17 protein-coding genes are annotated in these 19,503 nt (G+C 49.1%); 1 reads left to right on the forward strand and 16 read right to left on the reverse strand.

The window, feature by feature from the left end:
• Position 1 precedes the first annotated feature (1 nt).
• From HII30_RS03140 to HII30_RS03215, 16 genes are all read right to left on the reverse strand, one after another.
• On the reverse strand, positions 2 to 1,483 hold the full coding sequence (locus HII30_RS03140; RefSeq protein ID WP_169503691.1) for a UDP-N-acetylmuramoyl-L-alanyl-D-glutamate--2,6-diaminopimelate ligase: 1,482 nt from the start codon (positions 1,481 to 1,483) through the stop codon (positions 2 to 4).
• 61 nt (positions 1,484 to 1,544) lie between these two features.
• Positions 1,545 to 3,491 (reverse strand): stage V sporulation protein D, encoded by a 1,947-nt coding sequence (locus HII30_RS03145; protein ID WP_169503474.1) that lies wholly within the window; start codon positions 3,489 to 3,491, stop codon positions 1,545 to 1,547.
• Between the two features lie 84 nt (positions 3,492 to 3,575).
• Positions 3,576 to 5,813, reverse strand: a complete 2,238-nt coding sequence (locus HII30_RS03150; RefSeq protein WP_169503475.1) for a penicillin-binding protein — start codon at positions 5,811 to 5,813, stop codon at positions 3,576 to 3,578.
• A gap of 21 nt (positions 5,814 to 5,834) precedes the next feature.
• Positions 5,835 to 6,239, reverse strand: coding sequence for a cell division protein FtsL (locus tag HII30_RS03155; RefSeq protein ID WP_169503476.1), 405 nt, complete (start codon positions 6,237 to 6,239; stop codon positions 5,835 to 5,837).
• A gap of 30 nt (positions 6,240 to 6,269) precedes the next feature.
• Positions 6,270 to 7,223, reverse strand: coding sequence for a 16S rRNA (cytosine(1402)-N(4))-methyltransferase RsmH (rsmH, locus tag HII30_RS03160; protein ID WP_169503477.1), 954 nt, complete (start codon positions 7,221 to 7,223; stop codon positions 6,270 to 6,272).
• A 54-nt stretch (positions 7,224 to 7,277) separates the two neighbouring features.
• Positions 7,278 to 7,715, reverse strand: coding sequence for a division/cell wall cluster transcriptional repressor MraZ (gene mraZ, locus HII30_RS03165; protein WP_169503478.1), 438 nt, complete (start codon positions 7,713 to 7,715; stop codon positions 7,278 to 7,280).
• Between the two features lie 217 nt (positions 7,716 to 7,932).
• Positions 7,933 to 9,201: an adenosylhomocysteinase gene (locus tag HII30_RS03170; protein ID WP_169503479.1), complete on the reverse strand. Its 1,269-nt coding sequence runs from the start codon at positions 9,199 to 9,201 to the stop codon at positions 7,933 to 7,935.
• A 27-nt stretch (positions 9,202 to 9,228) separates the two neighbouring features.
• Complete coding sequence (gene bshC, locus HII30_RS03175; RefSeq protein ID WP_169503480.1) at positions 9,229 to 10,863, reverse strand: bacillithiol biosynthesis cysteine-adding enzyme BshC; 1,635 nt, start codon at positions 10,861 to 10,863, stop codon at positions 9,229 to 9,231.
• Positions 10,864 to 11,023: 160 nt separating this feature from the next.
• The gene (locus HII30_RS03180) at positions 11,024 to 11,962 is read right to left on the reverse strand and encodes an ABC transporter ATP-binding protein (RefSeq protein WP_169503481.1); all 939 of its coding nucleotides are present in this window, start codon (positions 11,960 to 11,962) and stop codon (positions 11,024 to 11,026) included.
• Positions 11,959 to 12,954 (reverse strand): ABC transporter ATP-binding protein, encoded by a 996-nt coding sequence (locus tag HII30_RS03185; RefSeq protein ID WP_169503482.1) that lies wholly within the window; start codon positions 12,952 to 12,954, stop codon positions 11,959 to 11,961. Before HII30_RS03185 ends, HII30_RS03180 begins: the two co-directional genes overlap by 4 nt.
• Before the next feature lie 14 nt (positions 12,955 to 12,968).
• Positions 12,969 to 13,919: an ABC transporter permease gene (locus tag HII30_RS03190; RefSeq protein ID WP_169503483.1), complete on the reverse strand. Its 951-nt coding sequence runs from the start codon at positions 13,917 to 13,919 to the stop codon at positions 12,969 to 12,971.
• 2 nt (positions 13,920 to 13,921) lie between these two features.
• A complete protein-coding gene (locus HII30_RS03195) occupies positions 13,922 to 14,854 on the reverse strand; it encodes an ABC transporter permease (RefSeq protein WP_169503484.1) in 933 nt (310 codons plus the stop codon).
• 125 nt (positions 14,855 to 14,979) lie between these two features.
• Positions 14,980 to 16,635, reverse strand: a complete 1,656-nt coding sequence (locus HII30_RS03200; RefSeq protein WP_169503485.1) for a peptide ABC transporter substrate-binding protein — start codon at positions 16,633 to 16,635, stop codon at positions 14,980 to 14,982.
• 159 nt (positions 16,636 to 16,794) lie between these two features.
• Entirely contained in the window at positions 16,795 to 17,175 is a 381-nt protein-coding gene (locus tag HII30_RS03205; RefSeq protein ID WP_169503486.1) for a DUF3397 domain-containing protein, read from the reverse strand.
• Positions 17,176 to 17,182: 7 nt separating this feature from the next.
• Positions 17,183 to 18,154, reverse strand: coding sequence for a ketopantoate reductase family protein (locus tag HII30_RS03210; protein WP_169503487.1), 972 nt, complete (start codon positions 18,152 to 18,154; stop codon positions 17,183 to 17,185).
• Positions 18,155 to 18,279: 125 nt separating this feature from the next.
• Positions 18,280 to 18,930 carry an RsfA family transcriptional regulator gene (locus HII30_RS03215; protein ID WP_169503488.1) on the reverse strand — a complete coding sequence of 217 codons (651 nt, stop codon included), beginning with the start codon at positions 18,928 to 18,930 and terminating at the stop codon, positions 18,280 to 18,282.
• Between the two features lie 313 nt (positions 18,931 to 19,243).
• Here HII30_RS03215 and HII30_RS03220 point away from each other — a divergent pair, with 313 nt between their 5' ends.
• Entirely contained in the window at positions 19,244 to 19,480 is a 237-nt protein-coding gene (locus HII30_RS03220) for a DUF2626 domain-containing protein (RefSeq protein ID WP_169503489.1), read from the forward strand.
• Positions 19,481 to 19,503: the final 23 nt, after the last annotated feature.

Genomic DNA, 19,503 nt, shown 5'->3' on the forward strand with positions numbered 1-19,503 from the left:
ACTATTGTCTGCCCCTTATCGCTTCTTTTGCAACGATGCGGTCGTCAAAGTCCAATACTTTGCCGCCGATCAGTTGATAGGTCTCATGACCTTTCCCCGCAATCAATACTACATCTCCCGGGCTTGCCATTTCAATAGCCTTTTTGATAGCCTCTCGTCGATCCTCAATCAGGAGATACCTTTCGGCAGGTACATTATCCTCTATTAGACCCTTTTCAATATCCTTTAAAATTTGTTCTGGATCCTCAGATCTGGGGTTATCAGAAGTAATAAACACCATATCGCTCCACTGTGCCGCGATGCGCCCCATAACCGGACGCTTACTCCGGTCCCGGTCGCCGCCGCAGCCGAACACGGTCAGAATTCGATGTGCAGCGATCTCCTTCACCGTCTTTAATACATTCTCAAGTCCGTCGGGCGTATGCGCATAATCCACAATAACGGAATAAGGCTGGCCCTCATCAACGGATTCCACACGTCCTTCCACGCCTGAAACTGTCTCCAGGCTCTGCTGTATGAAGGACAGCGGTACGCCTTCAATCAATGCTGCAGTGATGGCAGCCAGCGTATTGTACACATTAAAATTGCCGATCAGTTTAAGCTTGATATCTGCACTGCCGCAAAATGTCTCCACGTGGAACGAGGTTCCCTGAGCCCCGATCTGAATCCGGGATGCGCGCACATCTGCGTCATGATGTATGCCGTAGGTGATTATTTCAGCAGCAGTCAGCTTACTGAACACCCGAGAGGCTTCGTCATCCACGTTCAGCACGGCGTATTTCCGGCGCTTGGGATCCTTGTCAAAAGCATTGCCCAGCCGGGAGAAAAACAGTCCTTTGGCTGAACGGTATTCTTGCAGTGACTGATGATAATCCAGGTGATCCTGGGTCAAATTAGTAAATACCGCTGTGCGAAAATGGGTCCCTTTCACCCTTCCCTGTTCCAGGGCATGGGAAGAAACCTCCATAACACACATTTGGGTGCCGCTGCGTGACATTTCACTCAAGCTGTGCTGAAGCTCCAGAGCATCCGGCGTTGTACACGACATGGGATATGTGTGACCGCCGTATGTCATTCCGATCGTTCCGATCAATCCTGTGGGTAACCCGAAGTCATTCAAGATCTTTGATATCAGCGTCGTCGTGGTGGTCTTCCCGTTGGTTCCTGTTACGCCGATCATCGTCATGGTATGGCTGGGCTGCCCGTAAAAAGCATCCGCCAGGGCAGCCAGTGCGAACTTGCAGTCCCGCACGATCACCTGCGTGACCGGTAGATCCATCCTGTGATTAACGACAAGGGCAGCAGCCCCGCGCTTTACCGCTTCTGCAGCATAATCATGTCCATCCACGGTATGACCCGGCAGGCATATGAAGAGATCCCCGGGTTTAACCCGTCTGGAATCACTTGTCAGCCCCATGACCTCGGTCTCTTCCCCATCAATAAGTGCCGCTGTCAGCACAGACGTCAACTCACTCAGCTTCATTGTCATCCCTCCAAATGTGGTGACACGCTCTTCAATCCTCTTCTGCTCAAAAAAGGAGATATTAATGACTATGCTCCTTCTCCGGGGATGCATTCCCCATATATATTCGGATTGTCGAACCGCGTTCCACCCGGCTTCCCGGTTTTGGAGCCTGATTGATGACGGTGCTGCCTGTGCCTGATTTGGCAAGATTGAAGTTCATGTTGAGGTCTTCGTACAAATCCTGAACGGTTGCCCCGACCAGATTCGGTACGGTGACAATCGGTGTTTCTCCGTATTTATACTCTCTGGACAGCTGGTCACTTCGTTTGGGAACCTGCAGGTAATGCAGAGAATCCTCAAGAATGTTTTGAACGATCGGAGCGGCCACCACGCCGCCAAACTGAATCCCTTTCGGATTGTCAACCGCCGTATATACGACAATCTCAGGATCATCCGCCGGTGCAAAACCGATGAAGGATACGATGTGTTCCGTTGAAGAGTAACGGCCGTTTATAACCTTTTGTGCGGTTCCCGTCTTGCCGCCGACGCGATATCCATCAATGAATGCGGGCCGCCCCGTTCCTTTTGCTACAACACTCTCCAGCGCCTCTCTTACCTGTCTGGACGTATCTTCTGATATCACCTGTCTGACCGGCTCCGGTTTTATTTCGCTTACGACTTCGCCGGTCTCGGGGTGGATCCAGGCTTTAGCAATATGAGGCGTAAAGAGCTTACCTCCATTAATGGCCGCTGAAACAGCCGCCACCTGCTGAATGGGTGTAACGGACACCCCTTGTCCGAACGCCGTTGTCGCCAGCTCAACCGGTCCAACCCGGGACAGCTTGAATAGAATCCCGTTCTCCTCACCGATCAGGTCAATGCCTGTCTTCGTACCAAATCCGAAGTCCCGGATGTATTGGAACAGACTTTCTTTACCCAGCTTTTGACCTAATGCCACAAATCCCGGGTTGCAGGAATTTTGAACAACTTCCATAAAGGTCTGGCTGCCGTGCCCTCCCCGTTTCCAGCAGCGGAGCCGTGCTCCTCCCACTTCCACCGCGCCGGAATCAAAAAAGTGATCGTTTTTCAGGTTCACCTTTCCCTCTTCCAATGCAGCAGCGAGTGTTATGATCTTGAACGTTGACCCCGGTTCGTAAGTCATCCAAATTGGCAGATTGCGGTTATATACCGCCGAATCGGCTTCCTTATATTGTGCCGGAGAATAGCCCGGCCTGCTGGCCATCGCCAGAATCTCCCCATTCTTCGGATTCATAGCAATCGCCCAGCTGGCATTCGCCTGATACTTCACCATCGCTTGATCCAGCTCTCGCTCCATAATGGACTGAATGGATTTATCCAGCGTCAGCTCCAAGTGAAGTCCATCCCGGGGTTCCATATACTTCTCCGACGACCCTGGCATTAACCGACCGCCAGCATCTGATAAGTAGGAGATGCTCCCGTTCAAGCCGCTAAGCTTGTCATCGAATTTCTTTTCTGTACCTGTGAGTCCCTGGTTGTCAATTCCGGTAAAACCCAGAATATGTGCTGCCAGACTTCCATAAGGATAGTAACGCATATTGTCTTCGGCAACGACGATACCCGGCAGCTTCAAATCACGAATTTCCTGAGCCAGCTCCATCGTAATTTTTCGTCCGCCGGGTTTGAGCCGTTCCACCATGGAACCTCTTTTTGTAATGATCTTCTTGACATCTGCCGTATTCATGCCGAGTTTCGATGCCAGCAGTTCCGCTGTCTTGTCCGGCTCCTTGATTTGAACCGGGATTGCCATGATGGTTGGTGTGCTGATATTGGTCACTAGGGCTTCTCCGTTACGGTCCAGTATATTCCCTCGCTCTGCCGTAAAGGGAATATTGCGCCGCCACAACTCTTCGGCCTTGGCAGACAGTTCAGCCCCTTCACCTAACTGAACATATGCCAGACGGATGACAATAGCACCAAACATAATAATCAGAAATATCAGGCTCCAAAACAGGCGCCTCCGACGGGATAATGCAGAAAATTTCATAGCGATTCCCTCCCTATTCAACCATTCAGCCCATAAGTATGTTTTATCTCATGAGTATTCGGTTGAAGCCTGGGATAGAACAAGCTATTCCTCGCCTTCCTCCTCGGTGCTGCTGCCAGATGGATCGGCTTCTTCTTCGGTTGAGGCGCCTTCCTTCTCTTTCACAGATTCTGCAGCTGACTGAAGCGTCAGATAGACCACACGGCCATCCTTCTCTTTCGTTTCCTTTTGGTCCACAATATAGCCTTCTCCCTTAACGTTAACCTTGACCTTGAGCAGTGTCAGGATTTCCAGTGCGTCTCGGAGGGACTCACCGCGCATATCAGGGATTTTCATCTTGGCTGCATCCTCTGTCATTAGATAAATCCGCTGTCCTGTGGATATCGGATCACCCGGTGCAGGATACTGCTTCACAAGCGTACTGCCGCTTCCCAGTACTTCAAAGACAAAGCCTTCGGCCAGAAGCTTGGTACGGACATCCTTGGTCTTCATGCCGGACAGATCCGGTGTGACTCTGATATCAGCTGGAGCTGCCGGTGCAGCCTGTTCTTTATCCTTCTCATCTGTTCCTTCCGTCTTCGGGACTCCCCAATACTTGAGGCTCTGGGATACAATCTTTTGAAATACCGGTGCAGCTACCGCACCGCCCCCGCTCTGTTCATTCGGTTCATCCACAATGACGATTACGGCAATCTTGGGATCATCCACAGGTGCATAACCGATAAAGGATGCCACCAGCTTGGATGTATCGCTGTAGTCTCCCTTGACGGAGGTGCCCGTCTTTCCCGCTACGCGGTAACCATCGATATAGGCTTTCCAACCTGTACCTTGCTTCTGGTCCGCTACGACCTGCTCCAGATATCCGCCTGTCTTTCTGGCAGCTTCTGGTGTGATGATCTGCCGAATCAGCTCCGGTTGAATCACCTGTACGTCACCCGTATTCGGATCCTGAATTTCCTTCACAATCTGTGGTTTCAGCAGCTTCCCGCCATTTGCTACTGCTGAAATCGCTGCAATCTGCTGAATTGGAGTTACAGATACTGCATAACCGTATGGAACGGTAGAGATATCAATATCCCGGCTCATATTCAGCACACCTAAACCTTCACCTGGCAGATCTATGCCAGTCTTTTCATTAAATCCAAATAAGTTAATATAATTGGTCAGACGTTCTTTACCGAGCATTTCGTAACCAAGTTTGACAAAGGCTACATTACTGGAGCGCTTCACGCCTTCCAGATAGGTGATCATGCCCCAGCCGTCTCTTTTAATATCATAGTGTGTTCTGCCCCCGGCTCGAATAGAACCGGACTGATAGTACGCATTGGGATCGAACAAGTTCTCTTGTATTGCGCTCGCCAGGGTAACAATCTTGAAGGTCGAGCCCGGCTCATACGTGGAACGAATGGCATGATTATAATAATTGCTGTAATCCGGTGCATCCCAGTACGTATTGGGATCGAAGGTAGGCAAATTGGCCATACCCAAAATTTCCATCGTGTTCGGATCTGCTGCAATAACGGTCATACTAACAGGTCTGATTTCCTCGTATGCTTCACGCATGGCATCTTCGATAAAATACTGAATGGTATCATCGATTGTCAGCTTGATGTTCTTGCCGTTTTTTGCAGGCTGATACACATCGTCTGCAGAAGGAAGCTTGACGCCCTTCTTGTCGCTTTTATACTTGGCGAATCCATCCACGCCTTTCAGCTCTTCATCAAACCTGAGCTCAAAGCCATCCTTGGCAGCTCCCTGCCTGTCGGTGTATCCGAGAATATGAGCTGCCAGCGAGTTGCGGGGATAAAAGCGCTTATTCTGTGAAATGAGATCAATGCCTGATTCCGCCACCTTGCCCTCTGAAGACAGCTTGGCTTCCAGCTCACTTCTAAGCGCCTCAACCTGCTTGCGCTTGTCCTCATTAATCTTCCATCCCTCGTTCCGTACTTCACGGTTCACGAGGTAATTGCCTTTGCTGTCCTTAGCGGTTACCAGCTTTACCAGCTCATCTTCTTTCTTGCCCAGCACTTTATGCAGGCCTTTAACGACTTCATCCTGAAGGTCATTCGCTTGAATCACCTTCGGATTGACGACAACGGTATATGCCGGTGCATCCATCGCCAGAATGTCGCCGTCTCGATCCGCAATGGTCCCCCGGGAAGCCGTCAATTTTTGCTCACGGTCCCAGTTTTTCATCGCCCGCTCCCGCCAGACATCGTTATCCACAACCTGAAGCCAGAAGATACGACCAATCAATAAAGCAAAAAAGAGGGTAATCAATCCCCCTATAAGCAATGAACGCATTTTAATTTTTTTTATCATCGGTTTAACCTCACTACCGTTTTAGTTTCCCGACGCCTTGCCTGCGGTTCCAGTTTGTTTGGAGTATGCCGGAACATGAATGGCATCATTTTGCTCAACCTGCACGAATCCGAGCTCCTTCGCTTTCCGAACGATGTCCATCTCCAGTGTCTGCTTTTCTACTTCCAGGATGCCCATGCTGGTGCCGGCTTTCCGGATTTCGATTTCGGACTGCTGAATCTGGCGGTTTAGCTCATATACCTTGACATGTCCCATTCCAATCCAGCCCATGACTACCACCACGAACAGGACGGACAGCAGGTATAACATTTTTTCCTTTTGAGGCAGCGGGGAACGACGCTTGATGACAGTGGTTTTCTCAACATATCCGGTTTGGCGTTCCTTCTGTCTCTCCTGAACGGCCAGGTTGCCGCGAGTGTAGGCCATGGCTGAATTCTCCTTACTGTGTATTGTCGTTTACAGTTTCTCCGCCACACGCAGCTTCGCTGAACGGGCACGCGGGTTCATTTCAATCTCTGCTTCACCCGGAATCATCGGTTTCCGGTTCACGAGTTTCAGGGTACCCTGACCGCCTCCGCAAACACACATCGGAAAATCAGGCGGACAGGTGCACTTGGCAACATAACTGCTGAAGATTTGTTTGCAGATTCGGTCTTCCAGGGAGTGAAACGTAATGACAGAAACTCTTCCTCCCGGTTTCAGACAATTTACGGCTTGATGAAGTGCATCTTCAAATGCTTTGAGCTCATCATTGACCGCAATCCGCAGTGCCTGAAAGCTCCGTTTAGCAGGATGACCGCCTGTACGGCGTGCTGCTGCCGGTATGCCTTCTTTAATCAGCTCGACCAGCTCGCCTGTCGTTTTCACGGGCTGCTCTGCTCTTTTTTCACAAATGACTTTGGCGATCCGTCTTGAGAATTTCTCCTCGCCATACTGAAACAAGATACGGGCAATTTCCTTCTCCGGCCATTCATTAATGATCTCGGCAGCTGTCAATTCAGCAGACTGGTCCATTCTCATATCCAGAGGTGCATCATGATTGTAGCTGAAGCCCCTTTCCCCTTCATCGAACTGGGGGGAGGATACGCCAAGGTCGAACAAAATGCCGTCAACCCGGGAAATTCCATCAGCATCCGGTTCCACTTCTCTTTGAAGAACCTCCTGAAGATCCCGGAAATTCGTCTTGACCAGTGTCACCTTGCCTTCATAAGGCTTTAGAATCTGCAGCGCGTTGTCCAGCGCCCAATCATCCTGATCCAAGGCAATCAGACGGCCATGTTCACTCAGTTTGGAAGCAATCAGAGAACTGTGTCCTGCTCCTCCGAGGGTGCAATCTACATAAATCCCTTCCGGTTGGATGCGCAGCCCTTCTGTCGCTTCCTCTTTAAGCACTGTGATGTGATGAAACAAGCTGCACTCCTCCAAAAATTTCAAATCATCCTAAACATGTGTATGTACGGATTTCTAAAGGTCCACATCAAAGTCGACCAGTTTCTCAGCGATGTCGTTAAATGCTTCTTCCGACTGTTGATAGTATTCATTCCATTTGTCTTTGCTCCAGATCTCCACCCGGCTGGAAACGCCGATAATCACGCATTCCTTATCCAGCTTCGCAAACTCTCTGAGATTCACCGGTAAATTTACCCTTCCCTGTTTGTCCCACTCGCATTCTGAAGCGCCTGAGAAAAAGAAACGTGTAAATGCACGGGCATCGGATTTCATGAGCGGCAAAGATTTAAGCTTTTGTTCCATGATGGCCCATTCTTCACGTGGGTATACAAAGAGACACTGATCGAGTCCGCGGGTCACAATAAAAGAGCTTCCAAGGAGTTCCCGAAATTTCGCAGGGATAATGACTCTCCCTTTATCGTCGATGTTATGCTGAAACTCCCCCATGAACATCAGTCTCTCTCACTCCTTAACCCCGTTTCCCCACTTTGCACCACAATCCACCACTTTAGGATAATAGATTCTTCATACATAATCAAATTCCTGCTAAGCTGCCATCTTTTTTTTGGTTATATCCGGAAATGTTTCCGCGCAAAAAAGAGTTCCGCCGGACATATTCCATCCCGGCGGAACTCATGAAACGATGCGTTAAAGCAGAAGTACCTGATGTTTAATGCTGTGCCCAGCTGTCCAGGTACGATTTCTGAACATCGCTGAGCTGATCGATATCCATCCCTAGACTTTCCAGCTTGTAGCGCGCTACCTGCTCATCTAGCTCATAAGGAACATTTACGACCCGGCAGCCCATGCTGCCATGAAGATCATTCACATATTTCAGGGAAAGGGCCTGAAGTGCGAAGGTCATATCCATAATCTCAGCCGGATGACCATCTCCTGCTGCCAGATTAACAAGACGTCCTTCGGCCAGCAGAAAGATTTTACGTCCATCGTTAAGATGGTACTCTTCGATGTTCCGGCGGACGGTGCGGACGGATTGGGAACGGGAGGCAAGCTCCGGTTTGTTAACCTCTACGTCAAAGTGGCCCGCATTGGACAAAATCGCTCCATCCTTCATCACATCATAATGCTCGCCGCTGATCACATCACGGTTGCCTGTCACCGTGACGAAGAAATCACCGTGACGTGCCGCTTCACTCATCGGCATGACCCGGAAGCCGTCCATATAGGCTTCCACTCCCTTGATCGCATCCACTTCCGTTACGATCACGTTCGCTCCCAGACCCTTGGCACGCATCGCTACACCTTTGCCGCACCAGCCATATCCGACCACAACAACGGTTTTGCCTGCGACAACCAGATTTGTGGTCCGGTTAATACCGTCCCAGACAGACTGTCCTGTACCGTACCGGTTGTCGAACAGGTACTTGCAGTACGCATCATTCACCGCAACCATCGGGAATTTCAGTGCGCCTTCTTTTTCCAGCGATTTCAATCGAAGAATCCCTGTCGTCGTTTCTTCTGCACCGCCGCGGACCGATTGAAGCAGATCCGGACGTTCCGCATGCAGAATCGTTACCAAATCGCCGCCGTCATCAATGATCAGGTCAGGACCAGTCTCCAAAGCACGGACCATAAGCTCCTTGTATTCTTCAGGTTCCGGATTATACTTCGCGAACACCGTGACACCATCTTCAACGAGCGCTGCACAGACATCATCCTGAGTCGACAGCGGATTGCTTCCGGTAATCGTTACATCTGCTCCACCCGCCTGAATAACCTTGGCCAGATAAGCCGTTTTCGCCTCCAGGTGCAGGGAAATCGCAACCTTCAGGCCTTTAAACGGCTGTTCTTCTTCAAATTGCTTTCGTACCCGGTTCAGCACAGGCATATGAGCCTCTACCCAATCGATCTTCAGATGGCCTTCCGGCGCTAACGCTAAATCCTTAATTACACTGTTCTCTACAGACTTGGAACTCATAAGAAATTCCTCCATTCACATAATGAATTACAAATATATGACCCGGTGAACACCTGAATCGTCATAAGCAATGTCCATCAGCCGGTCCAGAAAGGATGGGCCGTAACGATTCACAAAATAAAACAAATTATAAACCCGCTCCTGCGGACGGTTCATCGGTGCAAGTTCAGCCTGCAGCCGGTCCCATTGACGTAAAGATGCGCTGTGCTGCTGCTCCAGAGATGATTTGGTTTTTTGCAGCAGGAAATCCATCTGCTCCAAAATCTTTTGCCGGTTGGTGTCACCCAGTCTTTGAAGACCCGGCTGAAGCTCCCCCAGATCCTGGATTAGCGGCGCATACAATGCAGAAAAGGCATCTTTCATGTCCAAAAATCGTTGGTCCAAATCTAAATGATCCTGTTCTGCCAGCCACTGGCTTCGCTTATCTTCCAATCCCTGAAGCACATCCTGCAGCGTCAGTCCGTATTTATCCATGACTTTGGGTACTGCGGAATCAACCAGACTGAAGGACATACGCGGTAGAATCAAAGGCATCTGCAAATCCAATTCCTTGAAAGCATAACGGGTAATGGACCAATAAGCAATCTCGCCTTGACCGAGTACCGCTCCCAGAACCGGGAGTACCGCATCCTGCATCAGGGGCCTTGTAAGCACATTATTGCTGAATTTTTCAGGGTGTGCCGCAAGCTCTGCCAATAGCTCTTCCTCTGTCATGGATACCAAGCCTTTGCGGTCGCTAAACCGCCCCTGATCCTTGAACAGAAGCAGTCTTTTTCCTTCATGGAGATAAAAAAGATTCAGCCCGTCTTCGTTAACCTCAGCCTGAAGCTCGTAATCCCGCTCTTTCAGTTCACTGGCGGCCTTGATATAAGCAGCTGTCAGTTTCTCATTCTCGCGGATCATCTGCTCGAAGACCGGTTTTTCCAGGGCTCTTAACTGCGGATCTGCAGAATCCATCAGAATGAGTCCGTAACGTCCAAAGCACTCCCCCATCAATCTGGCAAATGCCTCACTCAAGTCTGAAGATTCCAGTGAGGTTTGGCGGAGTAAAGACATCAATTCCTTCTTGTGAGGACTGTCCTCCAGCAGATTTTGCATTTCCCCAAGTGCGGTCTCCCACTGCTCGGCGTTTACCGGAGTATAGCTGACGGAAGTTCGGGAACTATCCGCTGCGTTCATTTTGATCTTTACCGGTCCTTCATCCTGTGCCGGCAAGAACGTATGATTGACTTCATCCCAATCGTGATCTTCTCCCGCAATCCAGAACACCGGAACGACCGGACGGCCTAGACGGGCTTCAGCTTCCCTCGCAGCCTGAATAATGGTCATGGCTTTGTATGCCACCAGCATCGGTCCTGTGAATAACCCGCTCTGCTGTCCCCCTACGATAACGAGAGCATCCTCACGCTCCAGCAGAGCGATCGATTTATGTACCGCTTCGTGGCGGTTATGATGTCTTTCATTATAGGAGCGTAAACAGTCAGCCAATGCTTGACGGTTGACGGCCCTGTGTCCATTCTGATCCAGCCAATCTACGCGCTGCTTCCAGCTCTTCGGGTCACGATGGCTGCCGCCGTAGAAGTCGCCTACCTGCTCGTAATGATTTATATAGTCATACGAAAGCCGGGAGCCGCCGGATAATGGCTCCGGAATAATATTCATGAGAGTTGCCTCCTATTCTACCTTCGGGCTTACCGTTTAACTTACTTTAATAAAGCCTTCCTTGATTGTACCGAATGTTGTGGTTCTCCGTCAAAGAAAAAGAAAAAACCGCCAGCTGATGCTGGCGGCAGAACTGCCCCAAGGACGCAATGATGAGAAGTCAAGCATAGTCCTTGCTTACCCAATGTCCTGGTGACACCTCAACCAATTCCGTATCCTGGTCATTCAGAACTACGGTGCCGTCTTCACCTTTAACAGCGGAAATCGGCCCTTGGCCGCTGTCTTCCAGCGTTAAACGCTTCTTGCTGCTCTCAACTTCCGGATCCGGGACCGGAATCGCGGACAATAAAGTTTTGGTGTATGGATGAATCGGATGATCATAAAGTTCTTCACTGTCTGCCAGTTCTACCATTTTGCCGAGATACATCACTGCAACCCGGTCACTGATATGCTTCACCATGGACAGGTCATGAGCGATAAACAAATACGTAAGCCCCAGGCGGTCCTGCAGATCCTTCAGCAGATTGACGACCTGGGCTTGAATCGACACATCCAGTGCCGATATCGGCTCATCACAAATAATAAACTTCGGATTAACCGCTAGCGCCCGGGCAATTCCTATACGCTGCCGCTGACCGCCGGAGAATTCATGGGGGTACCTTGTCGCATGGTCACTGTTCAGGCCGACCATATCGAGCAATTCCTCTACACGCTTCTTGCGCTCGCCCCGGCTGCCAGCCATGCCATGAATGTCCAGCGCTTCACCGATAATATCAGTCACTGTAAAACGGGGATTTAAAGATGCATAAGGATCCTGAAAGATCATCTGCATATCGCGCCGCATAGCCTTCATTTTCTTGGGGGACAGCTGATAAATATCGGTTCCATTAAAGCGGACTCGGCCTGCGGTCGGTTCATACAAACGCAGTATCGTACGGCCGGCCGTAGACTTTCCACAGCCGGATTCTCCCACCATCCCCAGCGTTTCACCTTCTCGAATATAAAAATTGAGATTGTCTACCGCTTTAAGCGTTCTTCCTCCACCGACATTGAAATATTTCTTCAGCCCTTCAACTTCTATTAAATGATGTTCATTCATGATGACTGAGCCTCCCGTGCCATGGGATGCAGATTCCAGCAGCGCGCCATATGCGTATCGCTGAATGCAGCAGCTCCCGGGTCAACCTTTTCACAAATTCTCATCGCCTCATCACAACGGGCACAGAAAGGACAGCCCACCGGCGGCTTGATCAGATCCGGAGGTGTTCCGATGATGGGAATGAGCGGCTCGTCCTTTCTTTGATCCAGACGCGGCATGGAACGAAGCAGCCCTTGCGTGTAAGGATGCTTCGGGTTTTTGAAAATCTCCCATTTCGTCCCGGTCTCTACCACTTCACCAGCGTACATTACAATTACCCGGTCACACATACCCGCTACGACTCCAAGATCATGCGTAATCAGGATAATGGAGGTTCCCAAGCGCTGCTGCATCTCTTTCATAACATCCATAATCTGTGCCTGTATCGTGACATCAAGCGCCGTAGTAGGCTCATCAGCGATCAGCAGGGAGGGATTGCATGCCAGTGCTATAGCAATCATCGCCCGCTGCCGCATACCGCCTGAAAACTCGTGCGGATATTGATGAAAGCGTTCCTCGGCATTCTTGATACCGACGAGCTTGAGCATTTCAACCGCCTGCTTCCGGGCTTCGGAAGAAGACATCTTCTGGTGCTTCTCCAGTCCTTCTGTGATTTGTCTTCCGATCTTTATGGTCGGATTCAGGGAAGTCATCGGATCCTGAAAAATCATCCCGATGTCTTTGCCTCGAATGGCTTCCATCTGTTTATTGGTTTTCTGGAGAAGGTTCTCTCCCTTGAATAATATTTCGCCCTGCTTGATCCGGGATGGCGGGGAAGGAATCAGGCGCATAATACTTTGTGCCGTGACACTCTTGCCGCTGCCGGATTCCCCTACAATCGCAACCGTCTCACCTTTGCCAACTTCAAACGTGACGCCCCGGACGGCTTTCACCTCTCCGCCCCGGACATCAAAGGATACGTTAAGATCCTTCACCTGAAGAATCGGTTCCATACGGCTTCCACCTCCTATTTTTTCAACTTCGGATCCAGTGCATCTCGCAGACCATCACCGAAAATATTAAAAGCCAGCATCGTCAAACTGATGAACAGCGCCGGGAACAGCATCCGCCATGGATAATACATCCATCCCGACAGTGCATCGTTAATCATGGAGCCCCAGGATGCTACCGGTGCCTGAACCCCAAGCCCGAGAAAGCTGAGAAAAGACTCTGCAAATATTGCATTAGGCACAGAAAGTGTCAGGGTTACAATAATGGGTCCCATCGCATTCGGAATCAGATGCCGGAACAACAGACGTCCGGTGCCTGCTCCCATTGAACGGGCTGCCAGGACGTATTCCCGGTTCTTGAGCTGCATAATTTCCCCGCGAACAATCCAGGACATATTAATCCATCCGGTTATTGTGAGCGCCAGTATGATTGTTCCCAGGCTGGGTTCAAACACGACCAGAAGCAAAATCGTGACCAGCAAATATGGGATAGAATATAAAATTTCTGCAAATTTATTCATAAATTCGTCAATACGCCCGCCAAAATAACCCATCAGCCCGCCATAGATCACACCGATCATCAGGTCAATGGCCGCAGCCGCAAGTCCTACGGTCAGAGAGATCCGCGCTCCCATCCAGGTCCTAACAAACACGTCACGCCCCAGATCATCCGTACCAAACCAGTGTTCACCGGAGGGAGGCATGTTGGTATTCATCAGATCATTCGTTTCATAATCATAATTCGAAATCATCGGACCGATAATGGCCATAATCAAAATCAAAATCATGATGACAAGGCCGGTCATCGCGAGCTTGTTCTTTCGAAGACGTTCCCACGAATCACGCCAGGCCGACAGGCTCTCGCGCTGGATGATTTCGGACTGCTTCTCATCCATTCCGATTTTCTTAAAATCTTCCGGCTGCAGGTTGTCCCATGCTGTACCAGACGTCGTTGAATCTGATGCCATCTTTACCCCTCCTTCCCGCCGTCAAGCTTGATTCTGGGATCTACTACTGCATATGCAATATCTGTCATAAAGCGAGCCAGCATAAGCAGAATGCCATAAAAAATCGTAATCCCCATAATGACGGTGTAATCCCGATTTGTGATACTGTCGACAAACTGCTTTCCGATGCCGCCAATGCCAAAGATCTGTTCGATGACCACAGAACCGGTAATGATGTTGGCCGTCATGGGACCTACATAAGTCACCACAGGCAGAATCCCGTTGCGGATAACATGACGGAACATAATGGCCATCCAGTTTAACCCTTTGGCCTTGGCCGTCTTAATGTAGTCGGAATGCAGTACTTCCAGCATGCTGGATCGCGTCAGTCTGGCTATGAATGCGATCGGCTGGGCGGATAGCGCCATAACCGGCAGCACATAATCCAGAGGGCTGTCAAAGCCCATAACGTTAAATATCCCGGCTTTTTCGGCCAGCACATACTGCAGCAGGGAAGCCAGCACAAAGCTTGGTACGGCAATCCCGAGCACTGATAGAATCATCGCTGCACTATCAATAAGCCTGCGGTGATACAGGGCAGCCAGCATCCCCAGCAGCACGCCGACAATAACGGCAACCACAATGGCAATCAAACCCAGACGCAGGGAAGGCCCGAAAGTATCCGTTATAATATCGGTTACGCTCTGGTTCTGCTGCTTCATCGACAAGCCGAAATCACCCTGAGCGATGTTTCCTAAATATTTGGTGTACTGCTGAAACACTGGTTTATCCAGATCATACTGCTCCATCAGCCTCGCAAGAATTTCAGGCGACGGCTTCTTTTCTCCCATAAACGGATCACCGGGTATAGCTTTCATGAGAAAAAACGTGGCGGAGATCAGTATAAACAGCGATACCAGCATATAAAAAAACTTGCTCGCCACATACCTCAACATGCCTTAAACCTCCTGATGTTTGTCTGCTCACAGCAGCGCATAATAAAAATCGGGATATACAAGGGGAAGCCCCACATATATATCCCGACTCGCGATTTAGGTGGACCTAAGCCGCTGTCTTAACATTACTCAACATATGCGCGTGAAAAATCCAGATCCCCTTTAAAGTCGATGTTAATGCCTTTCATCCAGGGCTTGATCAGAGAGACGTTCGAGTAGTAATAGATCGGCATCACGACCTGATTGTCCTCGACTAGAATTTTTTCTGCCTGCGCCATAAGTTCCATCCGTTTTGCGTTATCATCTGTGGCATAAGCGTCTTTTACCAGCTTGTCATACTCCTCGTTCTTGAAGCCGGTATCGTTGTTACCACCGCCGGAAGTCCACATGTCGATATAGGTCATCGGATCATTGTAATCCGCGCCCCAGCCCGAACGGGCAACCTGGTAATTCAGGGCAGAACGATTTTTCAGAAAAACGCCCCATTCCTGATTCTGGACCTGTACCTGCACGCCCAGATTGTTTTTCCACATATCCGCAATTGCCAGTGCGATCTTTTTGTGATTGTCGTCCGAGTTGTGAATCAGGGTTACTGCCGGCAGTGTGGTGTAGCCTTTTTCTTTCATGCCCTGGTCCAGCAGTTTTTTTGCTTCGTCTATATTTTCTTCAAAATACTTGTCCGGGACTTCTTTGCGGAACTCATCCTTTTCGCCTTTAATGCCTGGCGGCACAAATCCGAAAGCAGGAATCTGACCACCTTGCGTGATCTTGTCCACGATCGCCTGACGGTCAATCGCCATGGAAAATGCTTTACGGATATTCACATTGTCAAAAGGCTCCTGTGTTGTGTTGAAAATATAAAAATAGGTAGAGGAGATCCCTTTGATGTTCAGCTCGTCCGGCATTTGCTTCTTCACTGCAGCCAATTGGTCAGTTGGTATGTTGCCGACAGGATGGCCGGCATAGTCCAGCTCGTCATTGCGATAGCTTGAAAGCTCGGTTGCAGAGCTGTTAACAATGCTCATATGAACCTTTTCGAGCTTGATGGACTGATGATCCCAGTACTGATCGTTTTTGGCCAGCTCGATCTTTTGTCCTTTTGTCATGGAAGCAATCTTGAACGGTCCATTCCCGATAATTGTCTCCGCTTTGGTTGCCCACTTATCGTTATCTTTCACAGAAGAGTGAAGCGGATAATACGTCTGGAATGACATCAGGCTGAGGAAGTATGGCGTCGGGTTCTCCAGTGTTACCTCAAGGGTGTGATCATCCACGGCTTTCACGCCCACTTGATCCGGGTCGTCCAGTTCACCCAGGTTATAGGCTTCCGCATTTTTTATATAATAGAGCTGGTATGCGTATGGCGGTGCCGGCGCGAATCCCGGATCCAATACCCGCTTCCAGGCAAATTCAAAATCTTTAGCAGTGACGGGGTCCCCATTGCTCCACCTAGCATCGTTGCGAAGGGTAAAGACATACTTTAATCCATCCTCAGAAATATCCCATTTTTCCGCCACACCCGGCACTTCTTCTCCGTCAGGTCCTTTGCGGGTTAACCCTTCAAATACGGCATTGATAATGGTGTTAGAGTTGTTATCCTGAGCTTGTCCCGGATCTAATGTTGGAGGCTCAGAGGCCAGATTCATTCGAAAAACCTGCTCTTTGGGTTTGTTTCCGGAACTGCCTGCACCTTCATTGTTGTTAGAGCCGCAGCCGGCCAGTGCTGTACCGATCGCAAGAATCAGTGTCATGAGCAGCAGTAAACTTTTGTGTTTCTTCATCTTGCAGGTTCCCCCTCGTAGGTTAAATTCACAAAAACGATTATACAACCAGCGGTCAAATAAATCAGTCGTTAATATATTCCACAAAAAAACCTGCAGGATGCTTCCCTGCAGGGTTCTATTGACTCTATGCCGGGATGACATACGGATATGTTTCCCTCAATTAACTTTGATTATGTATTGAACCAAACCAATAAATGCAAATAATATGTAGCCTGCGCTCATGCTTACAAAGGCAAGACGCCATACGGCACGGAACAGACGCTTCCCGTCAACTTTTCCTTTCCACCGGTTCTGCGCCCCTCCAATCAGACCTGCCGTAATCAGCAGCAGCAGCATCATCAGATAAAATCCGGATTGGGATTTGAACAAAATATTGAACAGCGCGGAGACGGAGACGAGAAGGAACAGGGTCGTCACATCCATGGACAGCCCGGTCGCCTGTTTCTTGTCCCGGGTGCTATAATAAACAATCAGATACACAAGCCCGAAAGGAATGATCGGTACGAGACTCATCACAATGAGAATATCCAAATTCATGCCTCCTTTAATGTTGTATGCCTTCAACAAGCTTCCAAATCAAGTAATGGCTTGGCGTCTGAACACCCGCCCTTTCTCCCATACGAACGATACTTCCGTTAATAGACGATATTTCTGTTGCACTTCCATTCAGAACATCCTTCAGCATCGATGATGTGTTAGCTGAAGTCGCCCGGCAGACATCAAGAATCTGCTTCCACAAATCTCTTTCGAAAGGTATTGCACAGGCTTCATACACGGCTGTGCCTTCGTTATAGAGTTGTTTCATAAGCTGCAGCCGGGGTCCGGATTCCAGCAGTTCCCCATTACGAATACGCCATAGTGCTGTCAAGGGGTTGATCACAGCATTGATCAACAGTTTCCGATAAATCAAGTGTTCCAATGTTTTCGACAAAAAACTTCGGAATCCTGCTCTCTCCAGCAGTTTTATAAGGTCATGATCCAGGGATTGTTCTTGATCTGTCTCATCAGAAAGACTGGAAATGCCTGGGCTGGAGAATCGGCCGAGATGGGTGTCGCCCGAACCAGCGTGAACCACATCATAATAACTGCCGCGCGCCGCTCCCTCTGTAGTTACTGCAGCATAAAGATGCCAGTGTGTAAGCAGTTTCTGCAGCTCTTCCATATGGCCGGTACCATTCTGAAAACATACCAGACGATGTCCCGTTCCCTGATATGGCATAAACAGTTCTTCTGCTGCTTCGGCCACCTTCCCTTGTTTAACCATGAGAAAGGTGTAATCGCTCCCCTGCGGCCCACTCAAATCATGATAATCGGAGATGGGATATACTTCAAACACTTCAGGTGGAATGACTGTTTCCAGAATGCCTGATGCATTGTAGATCATGATTCCTTTATGTCTGATACACTCTACTTGATCTGTACCGCGGCACCATAAAGTAACCCGTGCTCCCGCTTCTGCAAGTCTTCCGGCATACAGTAAACCCAATGATCCTGCACCTATAATATGTATATTCATATTTAATTCCGCCTATCTTCCAGTCCTGTTGGTTCTAGTATATATCATGTCCGTCTGTACAAATAGCCCGTGATTTGTGCACAGTGCACGAATCACGGGCTATGTACTACTATAAAGGACAAAAGCTATTCAATGCGTTCCAGATTGCCATTGGCATCCATCTTAAACCGTGTTTTCAATTCTTCCTCTTCCTCATTCAAAAAAGCAAGCCTTCTTGCACGATCCATAATTTGAATCAAAGCCTTATAATCATCGTTCACCACATGATAATCAGTCTTGACCAAATTGACTTCCTGGGACAGCCTCGCATTTTCACTTCGCAGTCTTGCAAGCTCTTCTTCTTTTTCCCGCAGCGTTCTCTCTAACGTCTTATACTGTCTGCCGCTTTCCTGCAGACCGCCTTTCCACTGACGAAGAAAACGGATCACGGCATCAATAGATAATGATTCTTCACTGGCTGTTTCTCCCTTGAAGCTGTCCTGCTCAAGCTGAACCTCTGCAAGGCCAGCCACCTGAGGTCCATGAGACGCAGATTGCTTTTTGTAATAGCTTCGTTTTTGACGCTGTGATTTCGCCAAACTGATGGCTTCCTCGTATTTTTTACGAACACAGCTGTTCCATCGAAAACCGCATGCTGCAGAGGTGCGGCCAATCCGTTCCCCCACTTCTTCGAATGCGGCCAGCTGCGTGCTTCCTTCCCGAATATGACGCAAAGTCACCTCTGCTAATATGAGGTCGTCCTCCGCGCTCCATGCATCCTGTCTCACTGCTGACATACCACAAAACCCTCCTAACGACATCCTAAAATAACCGTCTTCATACCGCTGTTCACGGCAGATGAATAGGGTATAAAAGCTGCTTTATTCATTCTTATGCTTCTCATAGAGTTCATAGAATCTATTTGATACTAAATTGTATTTCCACTTTGAGGACAGATCATACGCAGATGTCGCAATTCGAGGCAGGTTTCATCATAAAATTCATAAAAAATTACGAAGGCTTGCTCAGTTAGGCGTTTACACGATTATACCATGACGTTATAATGTACATAGCAATATGGGTCCTTACATACGAGAGGAGGATATGATCATGGCACGTATGTTCCGTGTGCTTGGCTTTTTCACGTTAACAATCGGTCTGATGGCTTTTGCCGGTGACCTGATTGAGATGGCGCTGCTCTTCTTCCTGCAGACTGCGTTTTTCGTGATCCTGGGATATTTGAAATTCACGGAGAGAACGTATATTACGCTCTTCTGGGCTTATATGATCGTGACCTTTACCGGTTTCAGTTATTGGACGATCTTTGAAATGGGCTTGCCACTCTAACATCCCGATTGTTGAGAAATACT

The organism is Paenibacillus lemnae (assembly GCF_012933385.1).
Taxonomy (GTDB): domain Bacteria; phylum Bacillota; class Bacilli; order Paenibacillales; family Paenibacillaceae; genus Paenibacillus_AQ; species Paenibacillus_AQ lemnae.